The 14,384-nt window shown below is 63.4% G+C and carries 12 protein-coding genes; 3 read left to right on the forward strand and 9 right to left on the reverse strand.

Features of this window, described 5'->3' with window-relative positions:
• From AS156_RS05415 to AS156_RS05440, 6 genes are all read right to left on the reverse strand, one after another.
• Positions 1–964 (reverse strand): IS481 family transposase (locus AS156_RS05415; RefSeq protein WP_066501212.1); only part of this gene is annotated, 964 nt, incomplete at its 3' end.
• A 440-nt stretch (positions 965–1,404) separates the two neighbouring features.
• Positions 1,405–1,812: a F0F1 ATP synthase subunit epsilon gene (locus AS156_RS05420; protein ID WP_066501214.1), complete on the reverse strand. Its 408-nt coding sequence runs from the start codon at positions 1,810–1,812 to the stop codon at positions 1,405–1,407.
• A 116-nt stretch (positions 1,813–1,928) separates the two neighbouring features.
• Positions 1,929–3,371 (reverse strand): F0F1 ATP synthase subunit beta, encoded by a 1,443-nt coding sequence (gene atpD / locus AS156_RS05425; protein ID WP_066501036.1) that lies wholly within the window; start codon positions 3,369–3,371, stop codon positions 1,929–1,931.
• Between the two features lie 25 nt (positions 3,372–3,396).
• A complete protein-coding gene (locus tag AS156_RS05430) occupies positions 3,397–4,275 on the reverse strand; it encodes a F0F1 ATP synthase subunit gamma (protein ID WP_066501039.1) in 879 nt (292 codons plus the stop codon).
• Between the two features lie 108 nt (positions 4,276–4,383).
• Entirely contained in the window at positions 4,384–5,913 is a 1,530-nt protein-coding gene (gene atpA / locus AS156_RS05435; RefSeq protein WP_066501041.1) for a F0F1 ATP synthase subunit alpha, read from the reverse strand.
• Positions 5,913–6,473 carry a F0F1 ATP synthase subunit delta gene (locus tag AS156_RS05440; RefSeq protein ID WP_066501044.1) on the reverse strand — a complete coding sequence of 187 codons (561 nt, stop codon included), beginning with the start codon at positions 6,471–6,473 and terminating at the stop codon, positions 5,913–5,915. Before AS156_RS05440 ends, atpA begins: the two co-directional genes overlap by 1 nt.
• A 631-nt stretch (positions 6,474–7,104) precedes the next feature.
• On the opposite strand from AS156_RS05440, the gene AS156_RS05445 reads away from it, so the two are divergent.
• A complete protein-coding gene (locus AS156_RS05445) occupies positions 7,105–7,599 on the forward strand; it encodes a septal ring lytic transglycosylase RlpA family protein (RefSeq protein ID WP_066501046.1) in 495 nt (164 codons plus the stop codon).
• A gap of 277 nt (positions 7,600–7,876) precedes the next feature.
• On the opposite strand, the gene AS156_RS05450 is transcribed toward AS156_RS05445, so the two are convergent.
• A complete protein-coding gene (locus tag AS156_RS05450) occupies positions 7,877–10,087 on the reverse strand; it encodes a primosomal protein N' (RefSeq protein ID WP_066501049.1) in 2,211 nt (736 codons plus the stop codon).
• Positions 10,088–10,295: 208 nt separating this feature from the next.
• Between AS156_RS05450 and AS156_RS05455 the strand changes: the two genes are divergently transcribed.
• Both AS156_RS05455 and AS156_RS05460 read left to right on the forward strand, forming a co-directional pair.
• Positions 10,296–11,267, forward strand: coding sequence for a tyrosine recombinase XerC (locus AS156_RS05455; protein WP_066501053.1), 972 nt, complete (start codon positions 10,296–10,298; stop codon positions 11,265–11,267).
• Positions 11,268–11,416: 149 nt separating this feature from the next.
• On the forward strand, positions 11,417–12,007 hold the full coding sequence (locus AS156_RS05460; protein WP_066501061.1) for a DUF4337 domain-containing protein: 591 nt from the start codon (positions 11,417–11,419) through the stop codon (positions 12,005–12,007).
• 315 nt (positions 12,008–12,322) lie between these two features.
• Here the strand turns inward: AS156_RS05460 and AS156_RS05465 are convergent, their stop codons facing one another.
• Both AS156_RS05465 and lpdA read right to left on the reverse strand, forming a co-directional pair.
• A complete protein-coding gene (locus AS156_RS05465; protein WP_066501216.1) occupies positions 12,323–12,853 on the reverse strand; it encodes a hypothetical protein in 531 nt (176 codons plus the stop codon).
• Positions 12,854–12,891: 38 nt separating this feature from the next.
• A complete protein-coding gene (gene lpdA, locus AS156_RS05470; protein ID WP_066501063.1) occupies positions 12,892–14,292 on the reverse strand; it encodes a dihydrolipoyl dehydrogenase in 1,401 nt (466 codons plus the stop codon).
• Positions 14,293–14,384: the final 92 nt, after the last annotated feature.

Genomic DNA, 14,384 nt, shown 5'->3' on the forward strand with positions numbered 1-14,384 from the left:
TGTGGAGCCTCAAGAGGTTGTTCCCGGTCAATCCGAGTCTGCTGATCGGTGGCTTTGAGCCGATACTGCCATGAGGACGATGCCAGTTGTAGCAATGAAGCCATCGTGGCAACTCGGCTGCTCTTTCTGCTGAGGTGTTGTAGGCCTGCGCATAGGCCCATTCTCGTAGGCTGGTTTGAATGAAGCGTTCGGCCTTGCCATTGGTTTTGGGTGTATAGGGCCTGGTGCGGATGTGCTTGAGGCCGAGGCGCTTACACGCCCTTAGGAAGGCGAAGGATTTGTAGCACGCGCCGTTGTCGGTCATGACGCGCTGTACCTTCACGCCGAGGCTCACGTAGTAGGCCACGGCCGCCTTGAGGAAAGCGATGGCGCAACCCTTTCGCTCGTTCTTCATGACCTGGCTGAAAGCGATCCGTGACGCATCGTCGATGCAGACATGTACGTATTCCCAGCCTGGCCCTTGACGGCGAGAACGCAGATTGCTCGACCCATGTCGATCGCCGGTGATCCGATGGCCGATCCGATTGAACTTGCCGAGCTTTTTGATGTCTATGTGGATCAGTTCACCAGGATGCTGGCGCTCATAGCGCCGGATCGGCTCGGCCGGCTCCAGGGCAGCCAGCCTGTTCAAACCGAGTCGGCGCAGGATACGGCTGACGGTTGCTGCGGAGACCCCAACTTCGAGCGCGATCTGTTTGCCGGTGTGGCGCTGCCGGCGGAACGTCTCGACAGCGGCGCATGTGGCTGCCGGGGTTTGGCTTGGCAATGAATGAGGCCGCGAGGAACGATCCCGCAAACCATCGACGCCTAATGCGCGGAAGCGCTTGACCCATTTGGCGACCGTCTTTGCCGTCACATTGAATTGGAGCGCGGCTGTGGCCTTCGTCAGGCCGCCCTCGATCACGCTCCGCACCATCGCCTCTCGACCTTTCGGCGTCAAAGGCGCATTCTTGTGGATGTTCATCTGGTCTCTCCGGGGAACACTGAAGTTTCGCAACCTCAGCTTCCTCGGTTCAGACCAGATGGACAACCTCCTGAAAGCTCACATCTAGTCCTCCCCACGAAATCTGGATGGCATCGGCTCACGACACGTATGAACGGTCCGATGGAGCATGATCCGGAAAAGTGTGAAGCGGTTTTCCCTCGCGACAAACGCGGGACGCGTTTGCGCGGAGATTATGCTCAAACAAGAAGCTAAAGCGCGATGACGATTCAACCTGATCTCATCGCGCTTCATGACGTAGCGATACTGTCCGCGTCACACGAACGTGCATGCCCGCAGCCTTGATACCCGGCGCAAAACGCGGTCAGGAATTCCTGGGCACAATAAGCAACAGCGCCCGCCAGGGTTTGGCGAGCGCTGAATTCGGTCAGGTCTTGTAGGCGATGAGCGTCGCGGACCGCTTAATGCATCGCCGTGGTGTTGAGCTCGTTCTGGATGCTCTTGAAGTGGTCGAGCCGCTCGATCGCGTGATCGAGCTCGGAGCCTTCCTTCTCGGCGAGCTTCTCTTCCATCTCCTTGATGGTCTCCGCGAACTTCGCGCGATCGAGCTCGGCAATCGTGGTCGCGACGTCGGCGAGCACGGTGAGGCCCTTGTCCGACATCTCGGCAAGGCCACCGAGCACGATCACCTTGTCGCGCTTGCCGGCGGTGATGATCGTCAGGATGCCCGGGCGAACCGCGGCGACTATAGGCGTGTGGCCGGCGAGAACGCCGAAATCGCCTTCCACGCCGGGGACGTCAACCTGATCGACCTCGCCGGAGAAGGCGAGCTTTTCGGGAGAGACGAGATCGAAGTGGAAGGTGGCCATGGTCTTTCCGTTCTTTGCGCTGTCACCCGCGGGCTCGACCCGCGGGTCCATCAGTCAAAACACTTCTCGTTCGATGGATCGCCGGATCAAGTCCGGCGATGACGACATCCTGAAGCTTAGGCCGCCTCGGCGGCGAGCTTCTTGCCCTTCTCGACGGCTTCTTCGATGGTGCCGACCATGTAGAAGGCCGCTTCGGGCAGGTGATCGTACTTGCCCTGGCAGAGATCGCGGAAACCCTTGATGGTGTCGGCGAGGTCGACGAACTTGCCCGGCGAGCCGGTGAAGATTTCGGCGACGTGGAACGGCTGCGACAGGAAGCGCTCGACCTTGCGGGCGCGAGCAACCGTCAGCTTGTCCTCTTCCGACAGTTCGTCCATGCCGAGAATGGCGATGATGTCCTGGAGCGACTTGTAGCGCTGCAGGATCTGCTGGACGAGACGCGCGGTGTTGTAGTGTTCCTCGCCGACGACGAGCGGCGACAGCATGCGGGAGGTCGAGTCGAGCGGGTCCACCGCCGGATAGATGCCCTTTTCCGAGATCGCGCGCGACAGCACCGTGGTGGCGTCCAAGTGCGCGAACGAGGTGGCGGGCGCCGGGTCGGTCAAGTCGTCGGCCGGCACGTAGATCGCCTGCACCGAGGTGATCGAGCCCTTCTGCGTGGTGGTGATGCGCTCCTGCAGCGCGCCCATGTCGGTCGCGAGCGTCGGCTGATAACCCACGGCACTCGGAATGCGGCCGAGCAGCGCCGACACTTCCGAACCCGCCTGGGTGAAGCGGAAGATGTTGTCGACGAAGAACAGCACGTCCTGACCCTGGTCGCGGAAGTGCTCGGCAACCGTCAGACCGGTCAGGCCGACGCGGGCGCGGGCGCCCGGCGGTTCGTTCATCTGGCCGAACACCAGCGCGCACTTCGACTTCACGCTCGGGTCCGGATTGTGCGGATCGGCGTTGACCTTCGATTCGATGAACTCGTGATAGAGGTCGTTGCCTTCACGGGTGCGCTCGCCGACGCCGGCGAACACGGAGTAACCGCCGTGCGCCTTCGCGACGTTGTTGATCAGTTCCTGAATCAGCACGGTCTTGCCGACGCCGGCGCCGCCGAACAGGCCGATCTTGCCACCCTTCGCGTACGGAGCAAGAAGATCGACGACCTTGATGCCGGTGACGAGAATTTCCGCTTCGGTCGACTGATCGGTGTAGGTCGGCGCTTCCTGGTGGATGGCGCGCAGGCCTTCCGACTTGATCGGACCGGCTTCGTCGATCGGCTCGCCGACGACGTTGATGATGCGGCCGAGCGTACCTTCACCGACCGGCACCCGGATCGGCGCGCCGGTGTCGGTCACTTCCTGGCCGCGCACCAGACCCTCGGTGGTGTCCATCGCAATGGTGCGGACGGTCGATTCACCGAGATGCTGGGCGACTTCGAGCACCAGGCGGTTGCCGCCGTTCTTGGTCTCGAGCGAGTTGAGAATCGCCGGGAGGTGGCCTTCGAACTGCACGTCGACCACGGCGCCCGTGACCTGGGTTACGCGACCGAGCTGGTTGGCTGCTGTAGCCATGGACTGTTCTCCTTCGAAATCTGCCTTAGACCGCCTCAGCGCCGGAGATGATTTCAATCAGCTCCTTCGTGATCTGGGCCTGACGGGTCCGGTTATAAATCAGGGTTTGCTTGCGGATCATTTCGCCGGCGTTGCGCGTCGCGCTGTCCATCGCGCTCATCTGTGCGCCGTAGAACGAGGCGTTGTTCTCCAGCAGCGCGCGGAAGACCTGCACCGCGAGATTGCGCGGCAGCAGACGGGTGAGGATCTCGTCCTCCTCCGGCTCGTATTCGTAGGACGTGGAGGGAGCCGCATTGGCCGCGGGCGCCGTGACCTCGAGCGGGATGATCTGCTGCGCGGTCGGGATCTGCGCGATCACCGACTGGAAGCGCGAATAGAACAACGTGCAGACATCGAATTCGCCGGCATCGAACCGCGCCAGCACCTTCTGGGCGATGTCCTCGGCATTGACGAAGCCGAGCTGACGCACCGAACGCAGGTCGAGATGCTCGACGATGCGCTTCTCGAAGGTCCGCCGCAGCTGCTCGTAACCTTTGCGGCCGACGCAGAAGAACTTGACCTCTTTGCCCTGCGCGAGCAGCGACTGCGCCCGCTCGCGCGCCAGGCGCACGATGGCCGAGTTGAAGGCGCCGGACAGGCCGCGCTCGCCGGTGCAGACCAGCAAGAGGTGCACCTGGTCGTTGCCGGTGCCCGCCAGCAGCTTCGGCGCGCCGGGCGAACCGTTTGCGGCGGCGGCGATGTTGGAGATCACCGCATCCATCTTGTTGGCATAGGGCCGCGCCGCCTCGGCTGCGTTCTGCGCGCGGCGCAGCTTCGAGGCTGCGACCATCTGCATGGCCTTGGTGATCTTCTGCGTCGCCTTGGTCGAGGCGATGCGGACCCGCATGTCTTTCAGTGACGCCATTCTTCGTTCACCCCGGCGATCCGACCGCCACGGTCAGATCGCAAGCCTCTCTGTTCGTCTCGCCCGGCCGTCGGCCGGGCGATGCCCCACTCTTACGCGAAGGTCTTCTTACGCAAAGGTCTTGGCGTAGCCTTCGACCACTGTCTTCAGCTTGGCGGCAGTGTCGTCGGAGAGATCGCGGCTGTCGCGGATCGCGTTGAGGATATCGACATTCTTGCCGCGCAGCAGCGACAGCAGGCCTTCCTCGAATGCCTTCACCTTGTTGAGCGGCAGCGGATCGAGATAGCCGTTGGTACCGGCCCAGATCACGCAAACCTGCTCTTCCATCTTCAGCGGAGCGAACTGCGGCTGCTTCAGGAGCTCGGTCAGGCGCGAGCCGCGGTTCAGCAGGCGCTGCGTCGAGGCGTCGAGGTCGGAGCCGAACTGCGCGAACGCCGCCATTTCGCGGTACTGCGCGAGCTCGCCCTTGATCTTGCCGGCGACCTTCTTGGTCGCCTTGGTCTGCGCCGACGAACCGACGCGCGACACCGACAGACCGACGTTCACCGCGGGACGGATGCCCTGGAAGAACAGATCGGTTTCCAGGAAGATCTGGCCGTCGGTGATCGAAATCACGTTGGTCGGGATGTAGGCCGACACGTCGTTGGCCTGGGTTTCGATGACCGGCAGCGCGGTCAGCGAGCCCGAACCGTGATCCTTGTTGAGCTTCGCCGCACGCTCGAGCAGGCGGGAGTGCAGATAGAACACGTCGCCGGGATAGGCTTCGCGGCCCGGCGGGCGGCGCAGCAGCAGCGACATCTGGCGGTAGGCGACGGCCTGCTTGGACAGATCGTCATAGATGATCACGGCGTGCATGCCGTTGTCGCGGAAGTATTCGCCCATCGTACAGCCGGTGAACGGCGCGATGTACTGCATCGGCGCCGGGTCGGACGCGGTGGCCGCAACAACGATCGAGTATTCGAGAGCGCCCTGCTCTTCGAGCACCTTCACGAACTGCGCGACGGTGGAGCGCTTCTGGCCGACCGCGACGTAGACGCAGTACAGCTTGAGGTTCTCGTCCGGCTGCGCGTTGAGCGGCTTCTGGTTCAGGATGGTGTCGAGCGCGATCGCGGTCTTGCCGGTCTGACGGTCGCCGATGATCAGCTCGCGCTGGCCGCGGCCGATCGGAATCAGCGCATCGATCGCCTTCAGGCCGGTGGCCATCGGCTCGTTCACCGACTTGCGCGGAATGATGCCGGGCGCCTTGACGTCGACGCGCTTGCGTTCGGTCGCCTGGATCGGGCCCTTGCCGTCGATCGGATTGCCGAGCGCGTCGACGACGCGGCCGAGCAGACCCTTGCCGACCGGCGCGTCCACGATGGCGCGGGTGCGCTTGACGGTCTGGCCTTCCTTGATCTCGCGGTCGGCGCCGAAAATCACGATACCGACGTTGTCGGTTTCGAGGTTGAGCGCCATGCCGCGCGTGCCGTTCTCGAACTCGACCATTTCGCCGGCCTGGACGTTGTCGAGACCGTAGACGCGGGCGATACCGTCACCGACCGACAGCACCTGTCCGACTTCGGTGACTTCGGCTTCCTGGCCGAAATTCTTGATCTGGTCCTTGAGGATCGCGGAAATTTCCGCGGCGCGGATGTCCATCAGCCTGCCTCTTTCATCGCGTTCTTGATCGAATTGAGTTTGGTGCGAAGCGAACCATCCACCATGCGGCTACCGAGCTTGACCACCAGGCCGCCGATAATGGAGGGATCGACCTTCACGTTGAGCGCGACGTCCTTGCCCGTCACTGTTTTCAGTGCGGTCTTCAGCGCGTCGAGATTCTTGTCACTGAGCTGTTCGGCGACGGTGACTTCGGCAGTCGCCTCGCCCTTGAACTTCGCCACCAGCGCGCGATAGGCGCGGATCACATCGGCGACGGCGAAGAGACGGCGATTGGCCGTCAGCACTTTCAGGAATTTTGCCGAGGTGCCGGAGATGCCGGCCTTGTCGAGCACCGCGGTCAGCGCCTTCAACTGGGCATCGGCGGAAAACACCGGACTGCGGACGAGGCGCTTCAGATCGGCACTCTCGTTGAGCATCGCTTCGAATCTGTCGAGATCGGCCTTCACTTCATCGACGTTTTTTTCGTCGCGCGCCAACTCGAACAAGGCCGTTGCATAACGACCGGACACTCCCGAAACGGACGGATCTTCAGCAGCCACGTGCTCGCTCTTTTTTGCTGTCAAACTCGCAAGGGAAAAACCGTCGCCACCAAAAGCAGCGCCTAGCGATCCAAGCCCTTGGAATTCAAGCGGGACTTCGATTTTCGACCGGCACGGGACGTGCCGGGACCGTTAAAATCGCGGCTTTGCTAACATAGCAATCGCGCAGGTGCAACATGACGACATAAGCTGGCGCCGCCTTGTCGCACGCCGGTCACGCCGGCCATCGGCACGGGCCGAATCAGAAAATTCTATGCGCGGGAATTTGCCGTCCCGCCCCGGCGTTCGCTCGACCCGAATTGGTTCCGCAAGAAATTTGCATGGGTCCATGCGCGCCGCCGCAAGGAACCAACGGCAGGCGCGCGTTCCATTTGGCGAATACTTACCGAAAACTTACCTCAGCGCCGTTAGACAGTATTCGTAAGTATCCAACTCGTTAAAAATTAGTTAAAGAACAAGGTTACGGAACCTCTCGGGAATACCTAAACGCGGTAACAAGATATTTCAGCCTGAGACAATCCCGATTTACTGCCCAATTCGTGCCTCATTGGGAAACCAAACGGCCAGGGTCAACGAGGGACGGGGGTTCCACTTGCCACGGTCGTGGCAATACTGTCTGAGGGTCTTATCAATGCTAAACGTGAAGAAGGCGGCGGGCCAGATAGCCCAGTCGCGTACGGCGCTTGTCGTTGTCGCCGCCACTCTCCTGGTCGGGGGCAGCGTCACTGAGGCGTCCGCGAAGTCCAGGTATCACCACCATCGCTACCATCATCATCACCACGCGCGCGCCGAAACCTCTTCCTGGCGCAATGCCAACGCTTCGATTGCCCAGCCGACCGGCGGCCACAGTTTCTCGGGGATGGCCTCCTTCTACGGCAACGAGTCCGGCAGCCGCACCGCCTCCGGTCAGCGCTTCAACCAGAACGCCATGACCGCGGCTCACCGCTCCCTGCCGTTCGGCACCAGGCTCCGCGTCAGCCATGGTGGCCGCAGCGTCATCGTCACCATCAATGATCGTGGCCCCTTCGTCCGTGGCCGTGTGCTCGACCTCTCCACCGGCGCAGCTCGCGCCATCGGCCTGACCGGTGCCGGCGTCGGCCGCGTCACAGCCGAGGTCGTCTCCTGAGCGAGTTCAGTAAGCGTAGCGTTGCGTAACGGCCGCGAGACCAGTTTCGCGCGCCAAGAATGGCCTGCCGTCGCGAATGACGGCAGGCTTTTTCTTATTCTTTCCAGCGTCATTGCGAGCCATCCGGTCGGCGCGAAGCGCCGCCGGATGACAGGCTCCGCGAAGCAATCCATCGCGCAGCACACGGGGAGAAATGGATTGCTTCGTCGCTTCAGCGCAAAATTGCTTCGCAATTTTGTCGCGAGCTCCTCGTAATGACGGTCAGAATTGAAGCCGCTCACAAAAAGCTTTGCGGATCGACATCGACCTCGAGCTTCAGATTGCCCTTGGTCTTCGGGCCTGCGGCCAGCCACTCGCGGAGATATTGCGACAGATCGACATTGCGTAGCGACTTCACCAGCAGGCGGAACCGATAGCGGCCCTTGATGACCGCAAGCGGCGCCTCTGCCGGGCCGAGCACCTGGACCCGCTCATCGAGCGGCGCGACCGCAGCAAGCTTGCGCGCGAAGCCTTCCGCGGTGGGACGATCGCCGGCCGAGACGATCAGGCTCGCCAGCCGGCCGAACGGCGGATAGCCGGTGCGTTCGCGGATCTCGATCTCGCTGGCGTAGAATGCCTCGCGGTCGTTCGCGATCAGGGCCTTGATGACGGGATGTTCGGGCTGGTGCGTCTGCAGGTAGCCGACGCCGCGCCCCTGGTCGCGGCCGGCGCGGCCGACCACCTGGTTCAGGAGCTGAAACGTACGCTCGGCGGCGCGCGGATCGCCGTTGCTCAAGCCCAGATCGGCGTCGACGACGCCGACCAGATTGAGCCGCGGGAAATTATGCCCCTTGGCCACGAGCTGGGTGCCGATGATGATGTCGACGCGCCCTTCCGCGATCTCGTTCAGCTCGCTGCGCATGGTCTCGATCGAGGTGATGAGGTCGCTCGAGAGCACCATGGTGCGCGCCTCCGGGAAGATGTTCGCCGCCTCTTCTTGCAGGCGTTCGACGCCGGGACCGACCGCGGCCAGCGATTCCTCCGCCGCACAATGCGGGCAGATGTTCGGACGCGGCATCGAGAAACCGCAGTGATGACAGACCAGGCGCTGGCGGAAGCGATGATCGACCAGCCAGGCGTCGCAGATCGTGCAGGCGAAGCGATGGCCGCAGGCACGGCACAATGTCAGCGGCGCGTAGCCGCGACGGTTGAGGAACAGCAACGCCTGCTCGCGCCGCTCGATCGCAAAGCGGATCTGCTCGGCGAGCGGCGGTGAGATGAAGCGGCCGCGTGGCGGCGGCGCGCGCCGCATGTCGATCGCCTCGATATGCGGCATGTGCTGGCCGCCGAACCGCGACGGCAGCGCCACCCGCTGGTAGCGTCCCTTGCGTGCATTGACCTCGCTCTCGACCGAAGGGGTGGCGGAGGCCAGCACGATCGGGATCCTGGCGATATGCGCACGCACCACCGCCATGTCGCGGGCGTGATAATGCGCGCCGTCGTCCTGCTTGTAGGCCTGATCGTGCTCTTCATCGACGATGATGAGACCGAGATCGGCATAGGGCAGGAACAACGCCGAGCGGGCGCCGACCACGACCGGTGCCTTGCCCTCCGAGATCGCCGCCCAATTTCTTGCGCGCGTGCGCGGCGTGAGTTCCGAATGCCATTCGAGCGGCCGCACGCCGAAGCGCTGCGAGAAGCGATCGAGGAACTGGCCGGTCAGCGCGATTTCCGGCATCAGGATCAGCGACTGCTTGCCGCGCCGGATGTTTTCGGCGATCGCCTCGAAATAGACCTCGGTCTTGCCGGAGCCGGTGACGCCGTCGAGCAGCGCAACATGAAAGCTGCCGCTCGCCGCAAGCGTCCGCATCATGTCGACCGCGCCGCGCTGCTCGCGCGAGAAATCCGGCTGGGCATAGGCAGGATCCGGAGCCGGCGGCGCCTGCGGCGGCGGCATCACCTCGACCGTCAGCGTGCCTTCGTCGACCAGACCGTCGATCACGCCGGAACTGACGCCGGCCTCGCGCGCCGCCTCCGATTTGCCGTGCAGCAGGCCATCCGACAGCACCTCGATCGCCCGCCGGCGCGCCGGCGTCAGGCGCTGCGGCGGTTCGCCGACCAGGCGCACGCCGAGACGGGTGCGCTCGGGCCCGAGATTCTCGCCCATGCGCAGGGTCATCCGCAGCACCATGCCGCGGGCCGACAGCGTGTAATTGGACACCCAATCGACGAGCTGGCGCAGTTCCGTTTTCAGCGGCGGCACGTCGAGCTTCTCGCTGACGTCCTTGAGCCGGTTGTGCAGCCGCGGATCGGGATTGGCATTCTCGGCCCATACGACCGCGACGACCTCGCGCGGCCCCAACGGAACGCAGACGACATCGCCCGGCGCGAGCGCCATGCCGCGCGGGACGCGGTAGGAATAGGTCTGGTTCAGCGCGACGGGGACCAGCACGTCGATGACGCGCGTCGTCGATGCAGAGGCTGTGCCGGGGCGCGTGGCGTGGTCCATGGAATCCTGCTTTGAACCCGATCGGGCTAAAGCATGATCCGGAAAAGTGTGAAGCGGTTTTCCGAAAAGATCATGCTTAAACAAGAAGCTAAAGCGCGATGACGATCCAACCTGATCTCATCGCGCTTTAGCACCGCTTCGTCGCCTTAGCGAACGGTAAACGAAGGAAGTGCGATATAATCAGGAGAATCGCAGCGCCAATAGTGCCATGGCCCGGACCGAGCAATCCATTCAGCCGATCGAACTCGACTGCGCCGACGCGACCGTCACCCAGGAGATGACGCGCTGGCTGTCGCATCTGCGCGCCGAGCGGCGGCTGTCGCCGAAGACGCTCGAGGCCTATGCCCGCGACGTGCGCCAGTGCCTGGTGTTCCTGGCCGGGCATTGGGGCACGCAGGTGACGCTTGCGGCTTTTGCCGCCCTCGAGGCCAGCGATGTCCGCGCCTTCATGGCGATGCGGCGCACTGAGGAGATCGGCGGACGGTCTCTGATGCGGGCGCTGGCCGGCCTGCGTTCATTCGGGCGCTTCTTGGAACGCGAAGGCAAGGGCAAGGTCGGCGCGCTCTCGGCCATTCGGGCGCCGAAGATTGCAAAGAGCCTGCCGAAGCCGATCCACATGGAAGCGGCCAAGCGCTTCGCCGATGCGGACGAGCGCGCCGGCGAAGAACGCGAGACCTGGATTCTCGTCCGCGACGCGGCCGTCATGGCGCTGCTCTATGGTTCGGGCCTGCGCATCTCCGAGGCGCTGGGGCTGAAGCGTCGCGACGTGCCGAAGCCCGGCGAAGGCGACGTGCTGGTCGTCACCGGCAAGGGCAACAAGACCCGCATGGTGCCGGTGCTGCAGAACGTGCTGCAGCTGATCGCTGATTACGCGGCGATCTGCCCGCATCAGCTCAGTCCCACCGGGCCGATGTTCGTCGGCGCGCGCGGCGGTCCCTTGAGCCCGCGCATCATCCAGCTCACCATGGAGCGGCTGCGTGGCGCGCTCGGCCTGCCCGACAGTGCCACGCCGCACGCGCTGCGGCACTCCTTCGCCACGCATCTGCTCAGCCGCGGCGGCGATCTGCGCGCGATCCAGGAATTGCTCGGCCACGCGTCGCTGTCGACCACGCAGATCTATACCGGCATCGATAGCGAGCGCCTGCTCGAGGTCTACCGCTCGGCGCATCCGCGCGGGTGAAGGTGCGGAGCGCGCTCAAATATGGCGCGGACCGGTTCGATGGGCGAACTGCACTGTTCATATTCATACGCTCGCCATAAAGGCGCCGCCCCTTGCGTTGCAGGCTGCATTCGGTAATCGTGCACCGGACTCATCCGGAGGGGGGAATCATGAGCGCACATGAAAGTATGGAGCACGCGGAGCATGCCGAGCATGCCTCCAGCGAGAACAAGAAGATCGCGCTCCTGATCGCCGTGATCGCGCTGTGCCTGGCGCTGTCGGAAACACTCGGCAAGGCCGCGCAGACCGAATCGATCAGCAAGAATGTCGAGGCCTCCAACCTCTGGGCCTTCTTCCAGGCCAAGAGCATCCGCCGCACCACCGTGCAGACCGCAGCCGAGCAAGGCAAGCTGAGCCTCGCCGGCGCGCCCGATGACGCCACCAGGGCAACGCTGCAAAAGCAGATCGACGAATGGCAGAAGACCGCGGCGCGCTATCGCTCGGAGCCGGAAACGGGCGAAGGCACCGAGCAACTGGCCGAGCGCGCCAAGCATGCCGAGCATGAGCGCGACGAGGCGACGGCGAAGTATCATCACTTCGAGCTTGCCTCTGCCGCGTTCCAGATCGCCATCGTGCTGGCGTCGGCGACCATCATCACGGGCATGATCGCGCTGGCGTGGGTGTCCGGCCTGGTGACCCTCGCCGGCATCCTGATGACGGCTCTCGGCATCTTCCAGCCGCATCTGCTGCCGCTGCACTGAGGCGACGGGGCAGTTCACGCTGTTCACCAATTCTCCGCTGTCATGCCCCACTTCAGGCGGGGCATCCAGTACGCCGCAGCCCCTCGGTTGGTATGCCGCTGTCTCTGGAATACCGGGTCGTGCGGTCCAGCCGGGCGATGACAGTGTGGGGCCCCCTCCATCGTCGTCCCTGCGAAAGCAGGGACCCATAACCACCTATGGTTATTGTTGCGCGATGCTGGAACGACGAGTCCCTTCCACCACACCTGCCGCGGAGTATGGGTCCCTGCTTTTCGCAGGGACGACAGCGAGTGTGTGGCGTCTTGCTCGACGGAATCAGCGCGCCTGATGCACGCTTTTGCGGAAGCGCGCGATCATGCGCAGGGTGCGCGCCGACCATCCGTCGCCATTGCCGCGCACGATCTCGCGGATGCGCTGCTTGACCGGCTCGACCATGGCCGTAGCCTTGGCGCGCATCGCCATCACGAAGTGATAGAGCGCCTCGAACCAGGCCATCTCCATCAGCTTCGGCCGCGTCACGTCGAAGATGAATGCAGTGACGCCGACACTGAGGAATTTCGCGAACAGGATGGTCGTGATCGCGCCCAGCCAATATTCGTGGGTCAACAGCCACAGGCCGACCAGCTTGAGCGGAAACAGCGGGATCACCGGCACGACGAACACGATCAACGTCATCGCCGGCGACAGCGAATCGACACGCTCGGCCAGCCATTGCTTGAACGCGCGCAGCGGAATTGCCGCCACCACGCGCGCCACGATCGGCTCGAGGTGATCCCACAGCCATGCCTCGATCAGGAAAATGATCGCAAGCAGGACCCAGAACGGCTGTAGAAAGCGACGCAACATCGATATCGTCTCGACCCCGGCCGGCGGCCGGACATCGATCACATATGGATGGCGCGTTTGCCCACTGCAAGCGCGGCTTCCTTGATCGCTTCCGAGCGGGTCGGATGGGCGTGGCACGTGCGCGCCAGATCCTCCGCAGAACCGCCAAATTCCATCAGAACGCAGGCTTCATGGATCATTTCGCCGGCTTCGCGGCCGACAATGTGCACGCCGAGCACCCGATCCGTTTTCGCATCTGCGAGAATCTTCACGAAGCCGTCGGTGGTCTGGTTCACTTTGGAGCGGCCGTTTGCGGTAAACGGAAACTTGCCGGCGGTATAGGCGATACCTGCCTGCTTGAGCTCTTCCTCGGTCTTGCCGACCGACGACACTTCCGGCGTGGAATACACAACACCTGGAATGACGTCGTAGTTCACGTGCCCCGCCTGACCCGCGATGATCTCCGCGCAGGCGACGCCCTCGTCCTCCGCCTTGTGTGCGAGCATCGGTCCGGCGACGACGTCGCCGATCGCGTAGATGCCATTCACATTGGTCGAGAAGTGCGAATCGATCTCGACACGGCCGCGACTGTCGAGCGCCACGCCGGCCTCCTTCAGCCCAAGGCCCTCGGTGTAGGGCACGCGGCCGATGCACACCAGCACGACATCGGCTTCGAGCGTTTCAGCGGCGCCGCCCGCGGCCGGCTCGACCTTCACCGACAACGTCTTGCCCGACGTATCGACCGAGGTCACCTTGGCACCGAGCTTTAAGACGAATCCCTGCTTCTCCAGCATGCGCTGGAATTGCTTTGCCACTTCGCCATCCATGCCGGGCAGGATGCGGTCGAGGAATTCCACGACCATGACATCCGCGCCGAGGCGACGCCAGACCGAGCCGAGCTCGAGCCCGATCACACCGGCGCCGATGATCAGCAATTTCTCCGGCACCTTCTCCAGCGACAGCGCGCCGGTCGACGACACGATGCGCTTCTCGTCGATATCGATCCCCTTCAGTCGCGCGATGTCCGAGCCCGTGGCGATCACGATGTTCTTGGTCTCGACGACCTCCGTCTTGCCGTCACCCGAGACCTCGACCTTGCCGGCGCCGAGGATCTTGCCGGTGCCCTTGAGCACGTCGATCTTGTTCTTCTTCATCAGGAACTCGACGCCCTTGACGTTGCCGTCGATGCCCTGCTGCTTGAAATTCATCATCGCCGCAAGATCGAGCTTCGGCGCCGAGACGCTGACGCCCATCTTGGCGAAGGAGTGCGCGGCTTCCTCGAACATCTCGGAAGCATGCAGCAGCGCCTTCGAGGGCATGCAGCCGACATTGAGGCAGGTGCCGCCGAGCGTCGCGTTCTTCTCGACGACGGCGACCTTCATGCCGAGTTGCGCCGCGCGGATCGCGCAGACGTAGCCGCCGGGTCCGGTACCGATGACGACAAGATCGTAAGAAGCCATGATGGAAGTCCTGTAGCTAAACTCTGTGACAGTTAGGGGAACATGATCTCCGCGCAAACGCGTTCCGCGTTTGTCGCGAGGGAGAACCGGTT

It is taken from the genome of Bradyrhizobium macuxiense, assembly GCF_001542415.1.
Classification (GTDB): domain Bacteria; phylum Pseudomonadota; class Alphaproteobacteria; order Rhizobiales; family Xanthobacteraceae; genus Bradyrhizobium; species Bradyrhizobium macuxiense.